The 21186-nt window shown below is 71.5% G+C and carries 17 protein-coding genes; 11 read left to right on the top strand and 6 right to left on the bottom strand.

The genetic code is table 11. The annotated features are described in order from the left end of the window. Positions 1-15: 15 nt before the first annotated feature. Positions 16-2877 carry a preprotein translocase subunit SecA gene (gene secA, locus EUA93_RS00825; protein ID WP_129397934.1) on the top strand — a complete coding sequence of 954 codons (2862 nt, stop codon included), beginning with the start codon at positions 16-18 and terminating at the stop codon, positions 2875-2877. A gap of 19 nt (positions 2878-2896) precedes the next feature. Here the strand turns inward: secA and EUA93_RS00820 are convergent, their stop codons facing one another. Both EUA93_RS00820 and EUA93_RS00815 read right to left on the bottom strand, forming a co-directional pair. After that, positions 2897-3424, bottom strand: a complete 528-nt coding sequence (locus tag EUA93_RS00820) for an Rv3235 family protein (RefSeq protein ID WP_129397933.1) — start codon at positions 3422-3424, stop codon at positions 2897-2899. Then, positions 3421-4113, bottom strand: coding sequence for a LysM peptidoglycan-binding domain-containing protein (locus EUA93_RS00815; protein ID WP_165355005.1), 693 nt, complete (start codon positions 4111-4113; stop codon positions 3421-3423). The genes EUA93_RS00820 and EUA93_RS00815 overlap by 4 nt, the downstream gene beginning before the upstream one ends. Positions 4114-4212: 99 nt before the next feature. On the opposite strand from EUA93_RS00815, the gene EUA93_RS00810 reads away from it, so the two are divergent. Further along, the gene (locus EUA93_RS00810; RefSeq protein ID WP_129397931.1) at positions 4213-4749 is read left to right on the top strand and encodes a hypothetical protein; all 537 of its coding nucleotides are present in this window, start codon (positions 4213-4215) and stop codon (positions 4747-4749) included. Between the two features lie 23 nt (positions 4750-4772). Here EUA93_RS00810 and EUA93_RS00805 read toward each other — a convergent pair whose 3' ends face one another. Genes EUA93_RS00805 through EUA93_RS00790 form a run of 4 tightly spaced genes read right to left on the bottom strand, consistent with a single transcriptional unit; the run spans position 4773 to position 8146 of the window. Then, positions 4773-5102 carry a sec-independent translocase gene (locus EUA93_RS00805; protein WP_129397930.1) on the bottom strand — a complete coding sequence of 110 codons (330 nt, stop codon included), beginning with the start codon at positions 5100-5102 and terminating at the stop codon, positions 4773-4775. Between the two features lie 17 nt (positions 5103-5119). Beyond that, complete coding sequence (locus tag EUA93_RS00800) at positions 5120-6280, bottom strand: Mrp/NBP35 family ATP-binding protein (RefSeq protein WP_129397929.1); 1161 nt, start codon at positions 6278-6280, stop codon at positions 5120-5122. Positions 6281-6311: 31 nt separating this feature from the next. Continuing rightward, entirely contained in the window at positions 6312-6854 is a 543-nt protein-coding gene (locus tag EUA93_RS00795) for a DUF1003 domain-containing protein (protein WP_129397928.1), read from the bottom strand. Beyond that, entirely contained in the window at positions 6851-8146 is a 1296-nt protein-coding gene (locus tag EUA93_RS00790; RefSeq protein WP_129397927.1) for a magnesium transporter MgtE N-terminal domain-containing protein, read from the bottom strand. The genes EUA93_RS00795 and EUA93_RS00790 overlap by 4 nt, the downstream gene beginning before the upstream one ends. A 198-nt stretch (positions 8147-8344) precedes the next feature. On the opposite strand from EUA93_RS00790, the gene EUA93_RS00785 reads away from it, so the two are divergent. From EUA93_RS00785 to EUA93_RS00745, 9 genes are all read left to right on the top strand, one after another. After that, the gene (locus tag EUA93_RS00785) at positions 8345-9496 is read left to right on the top strand and encodes an exonuclease/endonuclease/phosphatase family protein (protein ID WP_129397926.1); all 1152 of its coding nucleotides are present in this window, start codon (positions 8345-8347) and stop codon (positions 9494-9496) included. After that, a complete protein-coding gene (locus EUA93_RS00780; protein WP_129397925.1) occupies positions 9493-9945 on the top strand; it encodes a hypothetical protein in 453 nt (150 codons plus the stop codon). The genes EUA93_RS00785 and EUA93_RS00780 overlap by 4 nt, the downstream gene beginning before the upstream one ends. Positions 9946-10157: 212 nt before the next feature. Next, complete coding sequence (locus EUA93_RS00775) at positions 10158-11564, top strand: phospholipase D-like domain-containing protein (RefSeq protein ID WP_242497404.1); 1407 nt, start codon at positions 10158-10160, stop codon at positions 11562-11564. Between the two features lies 1 nt (position 11565). Beyond that, on the top strand, positions 11566-14613 hold the full coding sequence (locus tag EUA93_RS00770) for a cutinase family protein (RefSeq protein WP_129397923.1): 3048 nt from the start codon (positions 11566-11568) through the stop codon (positions 14611-14613). A 68-nt stretch (positions 14614-14681) separates the two neighbouring features. After that, the gene (locus EUA93_RS00765) at positions 14682-16271 is read left to right on the top strand and encodes a class I SAM-dependent methyltransferase (protein ID WP_129397922.1); all 1590 of its coding nucleotides are present in this window, start codon (positions 14682-14684) and stop codon (positions 16269-16271) included. Continuing rightward, positions 16268-17572, top strand: a complete 1305-nt coding sequence (locus EUA93_RS21890; RefSeq protein WP_129397921.1) for a DUF6752 domain-containing protein — start codon at positions 16268-16270, stop codon at positions 17570-17572. The genes EUA93_RS00765 and EUA93_RS21890 overlap by 4 nt, the downstream gene beginning before the upstream one ends. Beyond that, positions 17569-17805, top strand: a complete 237-nt coding sequence (locus EUA93_RS00755; protein WP_129397920.1) for a hypothetical protein — start codon at positions 17569-17571, stop codon at positions 17803-17805. The genes EUA93_RS21890 and EUA93_RS00755 overlap by 4 nt, the downstream gene beginning before the upstream one ends. After that, positions 17802-18821: a glycosyltransferase family 2 protein gene (locus tag EUA93_RS00750; protein ID WP_207208571.1), complete on the top strand. Its 1020-nt coding sequence runs from the start codon at positions 17802-17804 to the stop codon at positions 18819-18821. Before EUA93_RS00755 ends, EUA93_RS00750 begins: the two co-directional genes overlap by 4 nt. Further along, positions 18818-21175 carry a YfhO family protein gene (locus EUA93_RS00745; protein WP_129397919.1) on the top strand — a complete coding sequence of 786 codons (2358 nt, stop codon included), beginning with the start codon at positions 18818-18820 and terminating at the stop codon, positions 21173-21175. The genes EUA93_RS00750 and EUA93_RS00745 overlap by 4 nt, the downstream gene beginning before the upstream one ends. The last annotated feature ends 11 nt before the right edge of the window (positions 21176-21186 follow it).

The following is a 21186-nucleotide window of genomic DNA, read 5'->3' as shown; positions in this document are numbered from 1 at the left end:
GTACAGTTACCACTCGTGCCTGCCATCATCGACAAGCTGCTCCGCATCGGCGAGGGCAAGATCCTGCGTGAGCTCGACGCCATCTCCAAGGCCGTGAACGCCATCGAGGACGACTTCGTCAAGATGAGCGACGACGAGCTCCGCGCGATGACCGACGAGTTCCGCGAGCGGCTCGCCGCGGGGGAGACCCTCGACGACATCATGCCGGAGGCCTTCGCCACCGTCCGCGAGGCGAGCAAGCGCGTGCTCGGCATGCGCCCCTTCGACGTCCAGGTCATGGGCGGCGCCTCGCTCCACCTCGGCAACATCGCCGAGATGAAGACCGGTGAGGGCAAGACCCTCGTCGCGGTGCTGCCGGCCTACCTCAACGCCCTCGAGGGCAAGGGCGTGCACGTCGTCACCGTCAACGACTACCTCGCGAAGTTCCAGTCCGAGCAGATGGGCCGCGTGCACCACTTCCTCGGCCTCACCACCGGCGTGATCCTGCCGTCGATGCGCCCGGCCGAGCGCCGCGAGGCCTACGCCTGCGACATCACCTACGGCACCAACAACGAGCTCGGCTTCGACTACCTCCGCGACAACATGGCCGACTCCGTCGAGGAGTGCGTGCAGCGCGGCCACAACTTCGCCATCGTCGACGAGGTCGACTCGATCCTCATCGACGAGGCCCGGACCCCGCTGATCATCAGCGGTCCGACGCAGGACGAGGTCAAGTGGTACGCCGAGTTCGCGAAGCTGACCAAGAAGCTCGTGAAGGACACCGACTACGAGGTCGACGAGAAGAAGCGCACCATCTCGGTGCTCGAGCCCGGCATCACCAAGGTCGAGGACCACCTCGGGATCGACAACCTCTACGACTCGGTCAACACCCCGCTCATCTCGTTCCTGAACAACTCCATCAAGGCCAAGGAGCTGTTCCGCAACGACAAGGAGTACGTCGTCATGGACGGCGAGGTGCTCATCGTCGACGAGCACACCGGCCGCATCCTCGCCGGGCGCCGCTACAACGACGGCCTGCACCAGGCCATCGAGGCCAAGGAGAACGTGACGGTCCGCGAGGAGTACCAGACCCTCGCCACGATCACGCTGCAGAACTACTTCCGCCTCTACGACAAGCTCTCCGGCATGACCGGTACGGCCATGACCGAGGCCTCGGAGTTCGACAAGATCTACAAGCTCGGCGTGACGCCGATCCCGACGAACCGCCCGATGCAGCGCGTCGACAACGTCGACCTCGTCTACCGCACCGAGGAGGCGAAGTACGAGGCCGTCGCCGACGACATCGCCGAGCGTCACGAGAAGGGCCAGCCGGTCCTGATCGGCACCGTGTCGGTCGAGAAGTCCGAGTACCTCGCCAACCTGCTCAAGAAGCGCGGCATCCCGCACACGGTCCTCAACGCCAAGCAGCACGCCGACGAGGCCAAGGTCGTCGCGCTGGCCGGCCACAAGGGCTCGGTCACCGTCGCCACCAACATGGCCGGTCGAGGCACCGACATCATGCTCGGCGGCTCGGTCGACTTCCTCGCCGACCAGGAGCTGCGCAAGCAGGGCCTCGACCCCGTCGAGGAGCCCGAGGCCTATGACGAGGCGTGGCCCGCGATGGTCGAGCGGATCAAGGCCCAGGTCGCCAGCGAGCACGACGAGGTGCGCGAGCTCGGCGGTCTCTACGTCGTCGGCACCGAGCGCCACGAGTCGCGCCGCATCGACAACCAGCTGCGCGGTCGCTCCGGGCGCCAGGGAGACCCGGGCGAGTCCCGGTTCTACCTCTCGCTCGAGGACGAGATGATGCGGCTGTTCAAGTCCGAGTGGGTCGACCGGATCCTGACGGTCCTCAAGGTCCCCGACGACGTGCCGATCGACGCCAAGCGCGTCAGCAACGCCATCGCCGGCGCCCAGGCCAACATCGAGTCGCAGAACTTCGAGTCCCGCAAGAACGTCCTCAAGTACGACGACGTGATGAGCCGCCAGCGCGAGGTCATCTACGCCGAGCGCCGTCGCGTGCTCGAGGGTGCCGACCTCGGCGAGCAGATCCGCGGCTTCATCGACGACGTGATCACCGGCTACGTCACCGGCGCGACCGAGGGCTACGCGGAGGACTGGGACCTCGACGGCCTCTTCACCGGCCTCGGCCAGCTCTACCCGGTCGGCCTGACCAAGGACGGCGTCCTCAAGGCCGCCGGCGGGGTCGACGGCCTCACCCGCGAGGCCCTCATCGAGGACCTCCAGAAGGACATCCAGGCCGCCTACGACCGCCGCGAGGACGAGATGGGCGACGAGGTCCAGCGCGAGCTCGAGCGCCGCGTGGTCCTGTCGGTCCTCGACCGCAAGTGGCGCGAGCACCTCTACGAGATGGACTACCTCCGCGAGGGCATCTACCTGCGCGCCTACTCCCAGCGCGACCCGCTCGTGGAGTACCAGCGCGAGGGCTTCGACATGTTCGCCGCCATGATGGACGGCATCAAGGAGGAGTCGGTCGGCTTCCTGTTCAACCTCCAGGTGGAGGTGGACGAGGAGGAGCAGGCTCCCGCGCCGACCATCTCGGTGGCCACGCCGCAGATCGACTTCGCCCAGGCAGCCGCGCACGCACCGGGCGCCACCAACGGCGCGAATGGTGCCGACGGTTCGGCCGAGCAGCAGCCGCACACGCCGACGATCCGTGCCAAGGGCCTCGACAAGCCCAAGCGCCCGCAGAACCTCTCCTACAGTGCGCCGTCCGAGGACGGCGACGCCGAGGTGACGGCGGCGGCGGCCGGCGAGGACGACGAGTTCGCCGGAGTCGGTCGCAACTCGCTGTGCCCCTGCGGCTCGGGCCAGAAGTTCAAGCGCTGCCACGGCGCCCCCGGCGGGGCCACCGGCCGCGCCACCATGGGCGGCTGACCGACCTCGGGCGTCGCGTTCACCCGAACGCGATCGCGACGCACTGCCAGCGGTCCCGCACGACCTCGAAGCGTGCGGCGACCGCTCGCGAGCGACGGCCGTAGCGCACGTGGGCGCTGGCCTCGGCCGCGTCGTCGCGGATCAGGGCGGTGCGCACGCTGAGGATCACCGGGCGCGCCGGGTTCGGGCCGCCTCCCGGCCCGCCGGGCGCCGACGGGGCCCCGGCCGCCGCCCGCACCGTGCGGGCGCGCCGGGCGAGGTCGTCGTACACCTCCGGCACGGAGTGGCGCAGCACCTGGCTCACCGGTCGGTCGCCGGCGGCGATCTCGACGACGGCGGCGAGGTAGCGCGCGATGATCGCGTCGACCTGTCGGCGGTCGGCTCCGCCGGTGACCACCAGGTCGTTGGTGTGCGCGAGTCGCGGGCGGGGGCGCGGGGGTGACGTGCGCGGGGTGAGGTCGAGGGCCAGGGAGCCCTGGACGCTCGCCACCGGCGTCTGCGGCCTCAGGAGGACGACCTCCGCGGGTGACCTGTGGGCTGTCGTCATCGTCGCGCTCCGTCCGTGTCGTCGTGGTCGTCGGTGTGGTCGTCGGTGTGGTCGTCGGTGTGGGCCGGTCCGGGCAGGCGCAGGGCCTGGCCGGGGAGGATGAGGTCGGGGTCGTCACCGACGACGTCGCGGTTGGCCCGCCAGATCTCGCGCCACCTCCGGTCGGTGTCGGAGCCGCCCCCGGGATGCGCCTGCGCGACCGTCCAGAGGGAGTCCCCCGGGCGGACGACGTAGCGCTCGGCCACGAGGCCGGCCGGTCGCGCCGCCGCGGGTGCCGGGTCGCGCCGGGGGCGGTCGGCGCGGGCGACCGCCCGCTCGGGCAGCGGCAGGCCGGCGAGCAGCTCGGACCCGGCGGTGTCACCGCCGGCGGCGACGGCCGGGACGCTCGTGCCGGCGACCACGGCGGCACCGCACGCCGCCAGCACCAGCCGGCGGGTCGCGCCGCCGTCGCGCCGCACCCGTCCGGCGAGCAGCTCGACGACGGTGACCGTCGTGACCAGCCACAGCCAGCCCAGCGCACCCGTGAGAGCCGTGGCGCACGCGGCGACGACGAGGTCGGCCACGGTCGTGGACGAGGAGGCGGCGGCGTCCCAGGCGCCAGGCGTGACCGCCGCCGCGCCAAGGAGCGCGCTCGTGGCGGAGAGCCAGACCGCGAGCGGTCGCCAGATGTCGATGCAGCCCCGAGACACGTGCCGAACCTTTCGTTTGCGTGTGTTTGCATCATTCAACGAACGTTCGGAATCGTTGTCAAAGGTCTCTCCACAGCCGCGACCGCCTAGGGTCGTCGCATGTCCTGGGAGCACGAGCTGTTCGCGCTGTTCGACGACCTCGAGGGTCAGGCGTCGGCCGCCTGGGAGGAGGAGCGCGAGGCCGAGCTCGCCGACCGGGCGCGCTCGGAGTACGCCGCGATCACCCTCGCGAGCCGGCTGATGGCGTCACGGGGTGCGAGCGTCGTGGTCGACCTGCCGCACGTGGGTCGGCTGGAGGGCCGGCTCGCACGCGTCGGCGAGGGGTGGTTCCTGCTCAGCGGCCGGGGGCAGGACTGGGTGGTGCCGCTGCGGGCCGTGGCCGGGGTGCGCGGCGTGAGCGAGCGCTCGGTCCCCGACGTCGCGTGGTCACCCGTCGACCGCCTGGGCCTGCGCTCGGCGCTGCGGCGGATCGCCGACGCCGGGGACCGGTGCCTGGTGCACCTGCTCGACGGTGCGCGCCACGAGGCGTACGTCGTCCGGGTCGGGGCCGACTTCGCGGAGTGCCGTGACGCTGCGGGCGCCGCCTTCCTGGTGCCGTACGACGCCCTCGTGGCGGTGCAGCGGCGCGACGCCTAGCCGCGCGACCGGGTGGCGCAGGCTCAGGTGGCCTCGACGTCGTAGGGCGGGAGCTGTCCCTCGGGGAGTCGCTCCTTCTCGGCCTTCTCCGCCTGCTCGCGGTCGACCTCGGCCATCGCCTCGGTGATGTGCTTGCGCACGATGGTGCGCGGGTCGAGGTCGCGGAGCTGGAGGTCGGAGTACTCCGGGCCGAGCTCGCTGCGCAGCTCGTCACGGGCGTTGTGGGCCAGGCCCCGCGCGCGGTGGAGCAGCTGGGCCGCCTGGCGCGCCAGGTCGGGCAGCTTGTCGGGGCCGAGCACGACGATCGCGACGAGCGCGACCACCGCGATCTCCATGAACCCGATGTCGAACATGCGTCAGAACCTACTGGCTAGAACTTGTTCGAGGGCGTCAGGCCCAGCTGCATGCCGGCGAGTCCTCGGCCGCGTCCGGACAGGGTCGTCGCGATCCTGGTGAGCTCGCGGGCCGCAGGCGCGGTCGGGTCGGCCTCGACGATGGGCTTGCCGACGTCGCCGCCCTCGCGCATCGAGATGTCGAGGGGCACCCGCGCCAGCACCGGGACGTCGTACCCGAACCGCTCGGAGAGCGTCTGCGCCACGCGCGTGCCGCCGCCGCTGCCGAACACCTCGAGGCGGTGGTCGTCCTCCGGCGGGCAGTGGGGGCAGGGGAGGTAGCTCATGTTCTCGACGACGCCGATGACGCGCTGGTGCATCATCGAGGCCATCGTGCCGGCACGCTCGGCGACCTCGGCGGCCGCCTCCTGCGGCGTGGTCACCACGATGACCTCAGCGCTGGGCAGGTGCTGGCCGAGCGAGATCGCGACGTCGCCGGTGCCCGGCGGGAGGTCGAGCAGGAGGGCGTCGAGGTCGCCCCAGTAGACGTCGGCGAGCATCTGCACGAGCGCCCGGTCGAGCATCGGCCCGCGCCACGCGACCACCTGGTCGCGGCGGGGCTTGAGCATCCCGATGGAGATCACCGACACGCCGCTGGGCGTCGGGACCGGCATGATCAGGTCGTCGACCTGGGTCGGTCGGGTGTCGGCGATGCCGAGCATCGCGGGGACCGAGTGGCCGTAGATGTCGGCGTCGACGATGCCGACCCGGAGGCCCTGCTTGGCCAGGGACAGGGCGAGGTTGACCGTCACCGACGACTTGCCCACACCTCCCTTGCCACTGGCGATCGCGTAGACCTTGGTGAGCGAGCCGGGCTGGGCGAAGGGGATCTCGCGCTGGGCGCGGCCGTCGCTGAGGATCTCCTTGAGCCCCGCGCGCTGCTCGGCGCTCATCACGCCGAGGGACAGGTCGACCGAGGCCACGCCGGGGACCTTCGTCACGGCGGCCGTGACGTCACGGTTGATCGTGTCCTTGAGCGGGCAACCGGCCACCGTGAGCAGCACGTGGACCGCGACGCTCCCGTCGTCGGCGACCTCGACCGAGTCGACCATCCCCAGCTCCGTGATCGGACGCTTGATCTCCGGGTCGTTGACGGTCGCCAGTGCGTCCATCACCTGCTGCTGCGTGGGGGTGCTCATGATGCCCGAGTCTACGAGCCGACCCGCGACGTCAGGTCCCCGGCCGAGAAACCTGGTCCGGCAGCTCCTGGCCGTCGTCGGGTGGCGTCGGCCGCGAGAGGTCCTCGATGTCGCCGAGCAGGCCGCGCAGCTCGGAGCGGAGGAAGTCACGGGTGGCGACCTCGCCGACGGCCATCCGCAGGGAGGCGACCTCCCGGGCGAGGAACTCCATGTCGGCGTGGGCCCGGGCGTTGGCCTGCCGGTCCTGCTCGGCGACGACCTTGTCGCGCTGCTCCTGCCGGTTCTGCGCGAGCAGGATCAGCGGGGCGGCGTACGACGCCTGGAGGCTCAGCATCAGCGTGAGGAAGATGAAGGGGAACTCGTCGAAGCGCAGGCTCGACGGGGCGAGCACGTTCCACACGATCCACGCCGCGACGAACGCCGTCATCCAGAGGAGGAACTTCGCGGTGCCCATGTAGCGGGCGAACGACTCGGCGAAGACGCCGAACGTGTCGGCGTCGACCGCCGGCCTTCGGACGATCTGGCGACGGGTCTCGCGCGGGGTGTCGAGGCGCGTGCGGCGGGTGTCGCTCATCCGGCCCTCCCCGCGGTCGGGCCGCCGTTGATCCGCCCCGGGCGGGGCGCGCGGTCACGCCAGCCCTCGGGCAGCATGTGGTCGAGCAGGTCGTCGACGGTCACCGCCCCGAGCAGCCGCCCCTCGTCGTCCACGACGGGCGCGGCGACCAGGTTGTAGGTCGCCAGGTGCGCGGCGACCTCGTCCATCGTGGCGTCCGGGCGCAGGGGGTCCATCGAGTCGTCGAGCGCTGCGGCGACCAGGGTCGAGGGCGGCTCACGCAGCAGCCGCTGGATGTGCGCTGCCCCGAGGAGGCGACCGGTGGGCGTCTCCAGGGGCTGGCGGCAGACGTAGACGAGCGCCGCGAGCGACGGCGTGAGCTCGGGGTTGCGCACGTGGGCGAGCGCGTCGGCGATGGTGGCGTCGGGGGAGAGGATCACCGGCTCGGGCGTCATCATCGCGCCCGCGGTGTTGTCCTCGTAGGACATCAGGCGCCGGACGTCCTCGGCCTCGTCGGGCTCCATCAGCCCGAGCAGCGTCGCGGCGGTCTCGGGGTTGAGGTCGGCGATGAGGTCGGCGGCGTCGTCGGCCGACATCTCCTCCAGCACGTCGGCGGCGCGCTCGGAGTCGAGGTGCTCGAGGATCTCGACCTGGTCCTCCTCGGGCAGCTCCTCCAGCACGTCGGCGAGCCGCTCGTCGTCGAGGGCCGCCACCACGGCCGTACGCCGCTCGGGCGGGAGCTCGTGGATCATGTTGGCCGCGTCGGCGGGGCGCATGTCGTGGAGGGCGGCGATCAGGTGGGTCGCGCCCTGTGCGGGCTCGGCCGCGGTGAGGCCGGTGACGTCGCGCCACTCGGCGACGTGGGTCTGCCCGCGTCGCCGGAACCCCTTGCTCGGCTCCTGCACGGCGACGCGCGAGATCACCCAGTCGCGGTTGCGGGCCTGCTCCATCGCGACGTCGAAGACCAGGCCGGTGATGCCGGCGTCCTTGGCGGAGTCCTTGATGGTGACCGTGCGGTCGAGCATCTGGCCCATCACCAGCGTCTCGGTGCCGCGCTGCTGGAACCGGCGCATGTTGAGCAGCCCGGTCGTGTGGACCTGCCCGCTGTCGATCGCGGTGATCCGGGTCATCGGGACGAAGATCCGCCTGCGCCCGAAGACCTCGGCGACCATGCCGAGGACACGCGGCTGGCTCGTCTCGGTGCGGATCGCGACCACGAGGTCGCGGACCTTGGCCACCTGGTCGCCCTGGGGGTCGAAGATCGGCAGCCCGACGAGCCGGGCCACGAAGACGCGGGTCGGGGTGGTGCTCACCCGCGCAACGGTAGCGGTCCGTGCTCCGGTCCCACCGGGGGCTCCCCGGGCGGCTGCCGGTGGATTCCGGGGCGTCTGCGCGAAGAGGTGAGCGCGGCGAGCAGATGAGTTACCCTCGATCGGCCCCCACCTCGCCCCCTCGCGCCCCGTCTCGCCCGGACGGTGACTCGCGCCCGACGTCGAAGGATCCCATTCCCCGTGCCCTCGCACCGCGCCCCCAGCCGACGGGCGGACAGTCCCGCCCGGTCGTCCCGGACCGCGTGGTCGTCGTGGCGGTTGCTGCTGCCGGCGTGCGTGGTGACGGCCGTGATGGTGGTCTCGATGGTCCTGCTGCCCGGCGACGACCAGTCCGGCACGGTCGACCAGCCGACGAGCGCCGCCGCGCAGGAGGTCGCCGCGACGCACACGCCGGGCGTCTCGCGCAGCGACCGACGTGACGCCGGTCGCGGCCTGAAGGCCCGCAAGGCGCGGCCCCTGGACAACTCCGCGGCACGGCACGGGGTCGCGGTCGTGCAGGAGCGGCACCGCCAGGCCAGGATCGCCGCACGCAAGGCCAAGGAGAAGGCCAAGCGCATGCGCCGCCTGGCCCGCATCGCCGCGATGGAGAAGACCTCCAGCTTCCGGGTGGGCGCCCTCAACATCCTCGGCAGCCAGCACACCGCGGGCCCCGGTGGCTACGGACCCGGCACCGACCGGGCGGCGATGGCGGCCGGCCTGGTGATGAGCCGCGGCATCGACGTGATCACGATGTCCGAGGTCCAGGACGACCAGCTCGCGGTGCTCAACAGCCGGCTGGCCGGATACTCCATCTGGCCCCAGCAGTCGCTCGGCAGCAACGGCCAGCGCCTCCAGATCGCCTGGCGCGCCTCGCAGTTCGAGATGGTCGACGGCGGCTCGGTCACCTTCACCTTCGCCAGCCAGGCCATCCCGATGCCCTGGGTGCGGCTCAAGGACCTCGGCACCGGCGCGGAGTTCTACGTCATCTCGATCCACACCTCGGCCGGCCGGCTCCAGGGCGAGCGCGACGCCGGCACCGCGATCGCGATCAACCTGATGAAGAGCCTGATGGCCCAGACCGGCGACCCGGTGATCATCGGCGGCGACGTCAACGAGCACACCAAGTTCTTCTACAACGTCTGCAACGCCACCGGTTTCCTCGCCGCCAACGGCGGCGGTGCCGGGTGCACCCTCCCGCCCCCGCCCCTGCGGGTGGACTGGATCATGGGCGGCGGCGGCAACGGCGTCAGCTTCTCCGGCTACGTCCAGGACGGGGCTACTCTGGCGAGGATCAGCGACCACTACATGATCCACGCAGACGTCAGCGTCACGAGCCCGGGGGACACGCCATGACACGCACGATCTCGAGGAACCAGTGGGCCGCCGCGGCCCTGACGCTCGTCGCGGGCCTCGGCCTCGCGGCGTGCGGGTCGGACGACAGCGGCTCCGCCGACGACCCGTCCGCGGGGGAGACCAGCTCGACCCCGACGGAGTCGTCCACCGAGTCGCCCACCGAGTCGCCCACCGACGAGCCGAGCGAGACCCCGACGGAGCCGGCCGGGCCGGCCTGCGCGGAGGTGTGGGTCGCCGGCGCCACGCTCCCGGCGAACTACAACGGCTGCCAGGACGCCGACAAGGACAAGTGGGTCCAGGCGATGGTCTACCACTGCTCGTCGGGCCAGCGCCTGGTCACCTACCAGCGCAACTTCTACGCCGCCAAGGGTGAAGTGATCACCGAGTCACGGGTCCCCCTCGCGCGCGACAGGAAGTTCCAGCAGATCCTGACAACCTGCGGTGCCTGACCCGCGTCACACACCCGGGCCAGCACGTCGTCACCACCACGACCGCAGTCGCTCCGCACCGCCGTACCACTGGTGCTGATGTGACTGATGTGAAAATTGAGATAGAGTCAGCAATCGTTCGTCACGGGGATCGATGTCGCGTGCGCGCAAGTGGCCGCACGTCGCTCTCCTGGGGACTCACACGAATCAGTGGGGAAACAGCTGTGCGCAAGATGATCATCCTCGTCGCCACCGCCCTGGTCGCGGTGACGCTCGTCGGGGCGCCTGCCCAGGCGAAGCCGAAGCGCGGGACGCCCGAGAAGTACGTCCCGAAGGCCGGCCCGGCCTTCAACAACCCCTACGGCAGCCAGGACGCAGTGCGCCGGCTGATCATGCAGGTGAACAAGACGGTCGACTCGGTCCCGCGCGGCGGCAAGATCCGCATCTCGGCGTGGAACGTGCGCAGTGCCGCGATCACGAACTCCCTCATCCGTGCGCACCAGCGCAAGGTGAGCGTGCAGGTCGTCATGGACCGCGCCAACTGGAACCCCAACAACCCGAACCGGGACGCCGCGCGCCTCGCCGCCGCCCTCAAGGTCGGCAACAAGGCCCGCTCGAAGACCCAGAAGAGCTTCCTGCGCCGCTGCATCGGCTCCTGCCGCGGCAAGCACGGCATCCCGCACTCGAAGTTCTTCCTCTTCAACAAGGTGAAGGTCAAGAAGGGCAAGGGCAAGGACGCCGTCGTCAAGACCGTCCCCTTCGTCACGATGTTCGGCTCCTACAACGCAACCGAGCTCGGCGCCACCATCCAGTGGAACGACCTGTTCACCATCAAGAACGACGAGCCGCGCTACAAGGCCTTCCTCGACGTCTTCCAGGAGATGACGCAGGACAAGCCGATCAAGAACGCCTACGTCGGCTACGACGACGGCGTGATCTTCAACGGCTTCTACCCCTACGTCGGCAAGAACGTCCCCGTGGCGGACCCGATCATGGACGCGCTCAACCAGGTCTCGTGCAAGGGCGCCACGACCAACGCCAGCGGCACCACCCGGATCCGCATCGCGCAGACGTCGATGTACGGCGACCGCGGCCTGGCCCTGGCGCGCAAGATCGCCCAGCTGCAGCGGCAGGGCTGCAACATCCGCCTCGTCTACGCGATGTTCGGCGGTGAGGTCCTGCGGATCATGCGCGCCGCCAAGGTCCCGCTGACCCACCTGGCCTACGACGCGGACGAGGACGGTCTCTACGACCGCTACGTCCACATGAAGACCATGGCCATCAGCGGCAACTTCGGGGGAGACCCGGCCGCCAAGATCACCTTCAACGGCTCGGCCAACTGGACGTCGGTGGCCCTGGCCAGCGACGAGGTGGTCGGCACCGTCCGCAAGAAGTGGGTCACGAACCGCTACATGCAGTGGATCGACTACATGTTCACCCACCGCCCGACCATCTGGGGACCCGAGCACCCCGGCAACAACGGCCAGTCCCCGACGGGCCGGGTCGTGCCCGGGTCGTTCGGGCCGCTCGACACCTACGCGGCCCGCGTCGCGGCGACCGACCAGTACGACGACCTGGTGAAGGCGCGCGCGAAGAAGCGCGGCGTCGACCCCTACGCCCTCATCAAGGAGGAGAACTGACATGACCCCCCTGCGAGCCCTGACCCGCAGAATCCGCAAGGAGTCTCCCGTCACCGGGTTCGCACCGAGGGTCGCTCAGATCGCGACGGTCGGCCTGGTGGCCGGTCTCCTCCTCGCCGGCAACGCGCCGGCGCAGGCGGAGCCCGCCCCGGCCGCCTCCTCACCGACCGCGTCGAAGAAGGCCACGGCGTGCGCCAACCTGCTCGTCGTGGCCGTCGACGGCAACGGCCAGGGCAAGAAGGACACCCCGGGCCAGGCGGTCGCGGCGATCACCAACAAGCTCCAGTCCGCGGCGAAGAAGCAGGGCCGCTCGGTCACCGTCAAGCGGGTCCGGCTCTCCACCCCGGGCGCGGTCGTCACCCTGCGCACCAAGCGTGGCGCCGGCGCCTCGGCCGTCTCGAAGGCCGGCCTGCAGCGCTGGAAGAAGCCGATCCGCTCCGGCGTGAAGGCCACCCGCAAGCTGGTCAACGCCCAGCTCGACGCGTGCCCCGACCAGCAGGTCATGCTCGTCGGCTACGCCCAGGGTGCCGCGGTCGTCCACCAGGTCCTCCAGGACCTCGGCAAGAAGGACGCGCTCGGCAAGGTCGTCGGTGCGGTCACCGTGTCCGACCCCGCGCGCGTGCGGAAGTCGTCGGCCGGTCGCCCGCTCGGCAACCCGGGCGCGGCGAAGAACTCCGAGGGCATCCTGACCCGCTTCACGAAGTCCCGCGGCGACGTCCCGTCGGCCACCGGCACCTTCGGCGTGGTCTCGGTGTGCCACAAGGGCGACCTCATCTGCAACCCGAGCAAGGTCGCGGCGGCCAAGGCGCTCAAGCTGTCGCTGTCCTACGGCTCGAAGTACTCCCGTTCCGCCATGCGTACGGCGGCCGGGCAGGCGTTCGCGCGCGCCGCGCTCTGGCCGGTGCCGACCACGCAGCAGGTCGTCGCCGGCGTCAAGACGCCGATCAGCTCCCAGGTCGCCGTCGCGGGCGGCTCGACGACGCCCCCCGCGGCACGCTTCACCCCGGTCAGCGTCCCCGTCGGGCTCAGCATGAGCGAGAGCGGTGTGCTTACCGGCCAGCTCGACACCCCGGGCAGCTACCCCCTCACCTACACGCTCTCCGGCGTCTCGCCGGCCACTACCCCGACCTCCCACGTGCTGACCGTGCTGGTCCGCGAGCCCTCCAGCGGCGCCGCGGCCGGCGGCCAGTCCTCGTGCGCCGTACGTCCTGACGGCACCGCCTGGTGCCAGGGCCGCAACGACTTCGGCCAGCTCGGCGACGGCACGACCACCCTGCGGGTGAGCCCCGTGCAGGTCGTCGGCACCGGCTGGGCCCGGATCTCCACCGGCGGCAGCTTCACCTGCGGCGTCAAGCTCGACGGCACGCTGTGGTGCTGGGGCCTCAACAACTTCGGCCAGCTCGGCGCCGCGGACAAGGCCACCAGCCTCCTCCCGCGCCAGGTCGGCGCCGGCACCACCTGGAGCGACGTCTCGGCCACGTGGCAGCACGCCTGCGCCACCATGTCCGACGGCTCCGCGTGGTGCTGGGGCCAGAACGAGCGCGGCCAGCTCGGCGGCGGCACGAACAGTGCCCGCAGCACCGGTCCGGTCCGCGTCGCGGGCGACCAGGTGTGGACGTCGGTCACGGCCGGCGGCTGGACCTCCTGCGGCACCACCTCGAGCGGTACGGCGTACTGCTGGGGCGAGAACTCGATGGGATCCGTCGGCGACGGCACCATCACCAACCGCAACCGCCCGACCGTGGTCACCGGCGGCCTCCAGTTCTCCCAGCTGTCGGCGACGTGGGGCCGCACCTGCGGCGTCACGCCGTCGGGCCAGGTCTGGTGCTGGGGCGAGAACTCCAACGGCGAGCTCGGCGACGGCACGCGCACCAACTCCGCCAAGCCGGTCCAGGTCGGTGCCAGCGGCTCCTTCACCTCCGTCGGCACGGCCGTGACCGCCTCGTGCGCGGTGCGCACCGACGGCCAGGTCCTGTGCTGGGGCGACAACCGCTACGGCCAGCTCGGCCCCGCCGCCAGCGGCGGCGGCTCGGCCACGCCCGTCGCGGCCGGCCTGGTCGCCTCCGGCAAGATCACCGGCGGCTGGCTGCACCTGTGCGCCGAGGGCGCCGGCTGCTGGGGCGCCAACGACGTCGGCCAGCTCGGCAACGGCACCATCACCCAGTCCTCGATGCCGGCCGCGGCCGCCACCTGGGGCCCGGCTCCCGCAGTCAGCACGCAGCAGATGAAGAAGTGGGGCCCGAGCAAGGTCGTGAAGAAGGCGATCGCGACCCGCCCGAACGTCTCCGCGAAGGCCAGGAGCGGCTCCAGGCGCGGCGCCATGGCCGTCGAGGTGATGACCTTCAACCTGCTCGGCAGCCAGCACACGGCTCCGGGCGGTGCCCGCCCCAACTTCGCACCCGGCCGGGTCCGCGCCGAGTGGGCCAAGAACCTGATCAACCAGCGCGGCTCGACCCTCGTCGGCCTCTCGGAGCCGCAGCCCGACCAGATCACCTCGCTCGACGTGGCCACCAACGGTGACTTCACGCTCTACCCGGGGATCTCGATGGGCTACGACGCGGCGCCGCAGTCGGTGATGTGGAAGGACTCCGAGTGGTCCTACGTCTGGGGCACCACCGTCCAGATGCCGTTCATGAAGTCCTCGCGCCCGCAGGCGCTGGTGCGGCTCAAGAACCGCTCGACAGGCCGCGAGGTCTACTGGGTCAACGCCCACCTCTCGCCCGGCAAGATGCAGGACGACCGCGACAAGGGCATGGAGACGATCAAGCAGGTCGTCAAGCAGCTCGGCGGCGACGGCCTGCCGATCCTGGTGACCGGCGACCTCAACGAGCACGTGAAGGCGTTCCGCCGCATCGCGTGCCCGACGCAGATGAACGCCGCGGTCGGCGGCCAGACGGGCGGCAACAAGTGCCAGCCGCCCAAGGCCATGCGCGTGGACTGGATCTTCGGCAAGGGCGGGACCTTCGACAACACCGAGGTCAACCAGGGCGCGCAGGTGCGGCGCACGACCGACCACGCGGTGGTCTCCTCGCGCTTCACCGTGCAGTAGTGTCCCGGCTGCCCGCACTCCGCACCACCGGGGCGGGCAGCTGGGCAGGGCGGTAGCAGGGAGGAGTCGTGGTGAAGGCGAGCGTGCAGCGCGTCGACGACGACGGACTCCACCTCGAGCGCGGTTTCGACGGCTCCCTCGACGTCCACTTCGACGGCTGGCGCGGCTGGTCGGTCGCGGTGGAGGACGGCCCCGAGCCGGTCTCGGTGCCGTGGCCCAAGCGGCTCCAGGCACGCCTCGACGGCGTGTCGCTGATCAGTGTCACCGTCGACGACACCGAGGTCTTCCGCCAGGAGGTGACCTTCGGCTCCGGCGAGGGTCGCGTCGAGCTGGTCGACCGCTTCGGCAACCCGGTCATCATCGACAAGTGGGGCCTGACCCAGCGGATCTTCGAGACCCGCCGCGAAGGGGGAGCGGTCGAGGCGATGACCGCCATGGCCGAGCGCGTGCTCGCCGTCATGCGCGACTCGTGCGGGCTGGAGGGGTGGATCTCCTTCGGCACGCTGCTGGGCGCCGCCCGCTCCGGCAAGGTGATCGGCCACGACAGCGACATCGACCTCTGCTTCCTCTCCGAGAAGGAGACCCCCGCCGAGATGGCGGTCGAGATCTGGGACGTCGCCCGGGCCCTGGTCGACGCGGGGATCTCGGTCAAGCACAAGACGGCGAGCTTCATCACCGTCGTCTACGACGCCCCCGACGGGGGCGAGGACGGCATCGACATCTACACCTGCTTCTACGTCGGCGACCTGCTCCACGAGACCGCCACCGTGCGCGAGCGGGTGCCCCGGTCGGCGATCCTGCCGCTGCGTGCGCTCGAGTTCGAGGGCCGTGAGATGCCCGCGCCGGCCGACCCCGACCGGATGCTCACGGTGTCGTACGGCCCGAGCTGGAAGGTGCCCGACCCGTCCTTCCGCCACCTGCCGTCGCGCGAGGTCCTCGACCGGTTCGACGGCTGGTTCAGCTCGGTCATGACCAACCGGCGCGACTGGACCCAGTTCAACGGCCAGGTCGGCGCCGCCGGCGCGCGGCCGAGCCCCTTCGCCCACTGGGTCGTCGACCGGCTGGCGGCCGACGGCGGGATCGACGAGGACCTGCGCGTCCTCGACGTCGGGTCCGGCTCCTCGGCCGACCTGCGGCTCTACCACCGCTCCGGCGCCAAGGCGATCGGCTACGACTACGCCCACCCCGGCAAGCACGCGCTCGGCGGCAAGGAGATCGGCCTGCCGCCCGAGGTCGGCCGCCGGGTGGTCAACCTGCTCGACGAGCGCGACGTGCTCACCGTGGGCGCGCTCGCCGCCCGGCAGAAGGGCCGCAAGGTGCTCACCGTGCGCCGCGTGCTAGAGGCGGTGCCGCCGCGCTCGCGTGCACTGGTGTGGCGCTTCGCCGCGATGGCGCTCGCCGAGGGCGGCCGGGTCTACGTCGAGGGGATGAGCCGTACGCCGCAGGAGTGCCGCGCCGCGCAGGAGCGCACCGGGTCGCCGCGCCTGTGGCCGGTCGACCCCCACGACGTGGCCGCGGACGTCGTCGCGAGCGGTGGTCGCGTGGTGCACCGCGAGGGGCTGGCCGCGGCCTCACGGGCCAGCCGGTCGGGCAGCCCGGCGCGCTGGCGGATGATGGTGGAGTATCCCGGGAAGACGGAGGGTCGGACGCAGCGATGACGCAGGTCGTGTATCTCCACGTGGGTGGGCCCAAGTCGGGCACCACCTTCATCCAGCAGGTGCTGGACCACAACCAGGCCGCGCTGGCGAAGGCGGGCGTGCTGGTGGTCGGCCCGCGCCTGGAGCTCATCCACGCCGCCATGGCGGTGCGCGGCGACCAGCGGCTGGCCGACCTCCCCGCCGCCGCGGCCGACGCCTGGGACCGCGTCACCGAGCAGGTGCGCGAGTGGCAGGGCGACACCGCGATCATGAGCTACGAGCTGTTCGCCAACGCCTCGGCTGAGCAGGTGCGCACCGCGCTCGGGCGGCTCGACGGGATCGAGGTGCACGTCGTCGTCTCCGCGCGCGACCTCGGCAAGGCCATCGCCTCCTCGTGGCAGGAACAGCTGAAGTTCGGGATCACCCGGACGCTCGACGCCTGGTCGCCGCCGCAGGAGTCCTCCGTGGACAGCGAGTGGGGCTGGCGCACCATGCAGCCGGCCAACGTCGCCGCCCGCTGGGGCGCCGACCTGCCCGCCTCGCAGGCGCACGTCGTGACCGTCCCGGCGCGGTCCGCCGGGGCCGACGAGCTGTGGCACCGCTTCGCGAGCGCGACCGGGCTGTCCGACGTCGACGACCTCGACCTCGGCGTCGACCGGGCCAACGAGTCCCTCGGCGTCGTCGAGGCCGAGCTGCTGCGCCGGGTCAACGGCTCCATCGACGGCCGGATCAAGGGCGGTCGCCAGAAGTCGCTGTGGATGCGCGACCTGCTCGCGCACACCGTCCTCGCCCCGATCGGCCGCGAGCCGATCGGTCTCACGCCCGCCCAGGCCGACGAGGCTGCCGCGCAGGCCGATGCCGCGATCGCCGCGATCCACGAGGCGGGCTACCAGGTCCACGGTGACCTCGAGGACCTCCGTCCCGCTCCTGCCGGGGGCCGGCTTCCCAGCGAGGTGACCGACGGCGAGGTCGCCGAGTCGGCCGCGCTGGCCCTCGCCGACCTGCTGGTGTGGGCCCGCGAGGCGGGCGCCGACGTACGCACGCCTGCCCCGTCCGGGGGTGCCGACGAGCCGGCCAACCCGGTCAAGGTCGCCGTCCGGGGCTCGCTGTCCCGGCTGGCCTCGCCGGTGCGCGACCGCCGTGTCGCCCGGCTCGAGAAGCGGATCGCCGAGCTCGAGGCGGAGGTGGAGGCCTCCCGCGCGCTGCACCTGCGCGTCGCGACGCTGTCCGACGTCGTCGCGCAGCTGCTGCTGCCTGCCGCGCAGCAGGACGAGGAGATCACCATGTCGGCCCTGCGGACCTACCGGAGCCGGTCGCTGTGAGCCGTTCGGAGCGCCGCCTCGAGCGGCTCGGCAGCGGCGTACGCCGACGGGTGCAGGGCAAGGTCGCCACCGCCACCGGCCTGGACGAGCTGGCCGGTCTCGAGGAGTCGGTCGACTCCCTCGAGGTCGCGGTCCGTGAAAATAGTGCGCTCCAGGTGCCGCTGGCCCGTCTCGTCGACGCGCTCGAGCGTGACGTCGCCGGCGTGCTGGACCGTCAGGGGATGGGAGCATGACGGCCATGCCGATCGAGCTGTCCGTCGTGGTGCCCTGCTTCAACGAGGAGGAGTCGCTGCCGCGCCTGGTGGAGGTCCTCACCGAGGAGCTCTCCGCGCTGACGCCGCACTTCGAGGTGATCCTCGTCGACGACGGCAGCCGAGACCGCACGCTGCCGATGCTGCGCGAGGTGCACGCCGCGCACCCGCGCTTCCGCTACCTCTCGCTGAGCCGCAACTTCGGCAAGGAGTCGGCGATGCTGGCCGGGCTCAGCCACGCCCGCGGCGACAAGGTCGCGATCATGGACGCCGACCTCCAGCACCCGCCGACCCTGCTGGCGCAGATGCTGCCGCTGCTGGAGACCGGCGAGTACTCCCAGGTCGTGGCCCGCCGCACCCGCACCGACGACCCGGTCGTGCGCACGGCCCTGTCGCGGCTCTACTACAAGATGATGAACCGGCTCGTCGAGGTCGAGCTCGAGGACGGCGTCGGCGACTTCCGGGTGCTCGACCGACGCGCGGTCCGCGCGCTGCTGACCCTGGGGGAGACCAACCGGTTCTCCAAGGGCCTCTTCGCCTGGATCGGCTTCCCCACCGCGGTCGTCGACTACGAGAACGTCTCCCGCGAGGCCGGCGCCACCAAGTGGAGCCTGCGCAGCCTGTTCAACTACGGCATCGACGGGGTGGTGTCGTTCAACTACCGGCCCCTGCGGATGTCGATCTGGCTCGGCATCGTCGTCACCATGATCGCCGTCGGCTACGCCCTGTGGGTGCTCGTCGACGCGATCGTCAACGGCAACAGCGTGCCCGGCTACGTCACCACGATCTGTGCGGTCACCGCCCTCGGCGGCGTCCAGCTGATCGTCCTCGGCGTGATCGGGGAGTACCTCGGGCGCATCTACGCCGAGACCAAGCAACGGCCGCTGTTCCTGCTCAAGGAGAGCAGCGACCTCGACGCCCCGGTGACCAGCGTCCTCGGGCGCGAGCACGAGGCGCTCGAGGAAGGGCGCGCGACCGAACGGAGCGAGCAGGCGTGAGCGAGACCACCACGACCCCGGAGCCGACCGCCACCCGCGGCGGCGGGCGGCGCCGTGCTCCCGTGGCCCCGGACGAGCAGGCGGCACCCCGCAACGGGTGGATCTGGCCCGTCCTCGTCATCGTGGTGACGGCCGTCTACACCGCCATCCCCTACGTCATCACCGGCTGGTTCTACCAGCGCGGCGACACCGCGGCACAGTTCGCCCCGACGTGGTGGCACTTCGGCGAGATGGTCCGCGGTGGCCAGTGGCCACTGTGGCTCGACCCCCAGTCGTGGGCCGGCGGCAACTACGTCGCCGAGGCGCTGTTCGGCACCTACAACCCGCTCAACGTGCTGGTCTGGCTGGGCGTCTCGTTCGGCCCCGACCTCGCCGTGTCGACGTACGCCGTCAAGGCCGTCGTCATGGTGCTGCTCGCCCTCGGCACCTACCTCCTCGCCCGCGAGTACGACGGCGCTCCCGCCCCGTCCGCGGCCGTCGCGATCGCGCTGCCGTTCTCGGGCTTCACGCTCTTCTGGGACGCCGGCTCCTGGCCGTCGGGCCTGATGGCGTTCGCCTACGCACCCTGGGTGTGGCTGACCTTCCGCCGCGCGCTGCGTGGGGCCGGCAGCCCGTTCTGGGCCTTCGTCGCGGGCCTCCTCGCGGTCCTCAACGGCAACCCCTACGGCACGCTCGCCGTGATCACCATCGGCGCCGCGCTCGTCATCGAGGGCCTGGTCGTGCGCGCCTGGGGCGGCGTGGTCCGACTGGCCCTGGTGGGCATCGCCGTCGCGGCCTTCCTCCCGCTCGTCTACCTGCCGCTGCTGGAATCGTCCGACCTCGCCGTCCGCGCCACCGGCGCCCTGTTCGAGAACAGCGGCAAGCTGCGTCCCACCGCCGGCGACCTGCTGGCCGCGAGCTCGCCGCTGCACACGCCTCCGATCCGCGCGATCACCGGTCCGATGATGGTGCCGGCGACGTTCCTGGCGTGGTTCGTGCTGCCGCTGCTGCCGTGGCTGCGCTACGACGTGCTCAGGCGTCGCGCGCGAGAGCTCACCGGCCTCGGCCTGATCACCCTCGTCTACCTCGCGATGACGCTCGGCCCGAGCAAGCTCTGGCTCTTCCGCTGGCCGCTGCGGGTCATCGAGTACTTCTACCTCGGCGTGATGGTCGTCCTCGCCGTCCTGATCAGCCAGGGCCTCGCGCGCTCCACCATGCGGCCGCGCCTCGTCGGCACCGGGCTCATCGTGGTGGCGCTCGGCTGGCTGACGTGGTCGCAGGACCCCTCCGCCCTGCGCCGCGCGGCACTCGGCACCGCAGTGGTGGCCGCGCTGACCGTCGTCGCGCTCGCCGCGCACCTCGTCGTACGCCGCACCGCCCTCGTCTCCCTCGTCGCGATCGGCGGTGTCGGGGTCGTGCTCGCGATGCAGGTCGGCGTCTTCGGCGAGAACGCCAGCTCGCGCGTGTGGCACGTGCCGAGCGACGTGGCCGCGCTCCAGAAGACCTTCGCCGACCGCGAGGGCCGGGTGATGCAGTTCGCCGACCTCAAGCCCCTCCAGAACAAGGGCCAGGTCGCCAAGCTCGAGAAGCAGTGGGACACGTTCCTGCCCGGCAGCATGTACCACCCCGCCGGCGTCGAGGCGGTCAACAACTACACCGGCATGGGCTTCGTGCCGTTCACCCGCACCTTCTGCATGGAGTACGACGGCCTCACCCAGGCGTGCGGCTACCGCAACCTCTGGAAGGTCGGCGGCTCCGGCCAGCCGTCCCTCGCCGACCTGATGAAGCTCGACACCATCGTCGTGCAGACCCGGCTGGCCGAGGGCGTCACGCCGGCCGACGGCTGGACCGAGGAGTCGCGCGACCAGGACGCGATCGTGCTGCGCCACGAGGGCGAGCAGCCCTGGGCCGGCTCCGAGCTGTCCTGGGTCTCCGACGGCGTGGAGGTCGCGAGCGCCGACTCCCGTACGACGCTGCACGAGCGCGTCGAGGTCACCTCGGCCGACGAGGGCGGCGAGCTGGTCTTCTCGATGCTCGCCTGGCCCGGGTGGTCGGCCGACCTCGACGGCAAGCCGCTGAGCGTCACCCGCACCGACGTCGGCCTCCTGGTCGTCACGCTCCCGGCCGGGGCGAGCGGCACCGTCGACCTGACCTACCGTCCTCCGGGGCTGGCGCTCGGCCTGCTCGGTGCCGGCGTCGGCACCCTCATCGGGCTCGGCCTGGCGCTGGCGAGCTGGCGCTCCAGCCGCCGTCGCAAGCGCGACGAGCGCCCGTGGACGACAGCGCAGGACAAGCCGCTCGAGCCTCGCGACGACGGGCCGGGCGGTGTGACATCAGTCTCGAGAACTGACCCTGCCCAGGTGAACGGTCAGTAACTACACTCCCC

Source organism: Nocardioides oleivorans (genome assembly GCF_004137255.1).
Taxonomy (GTDB): domain Bacteria; phylum Actinomycetota; class Actinomycetes; order Propionibacteriales; family Nocardioidaceae; genus Nocardioides; species Nocardioides oleivorans.
Note: the sequence above shows the minus strand (reverse complement) of the source record. Positions and strands in the feature narration are given on the sequence as shown.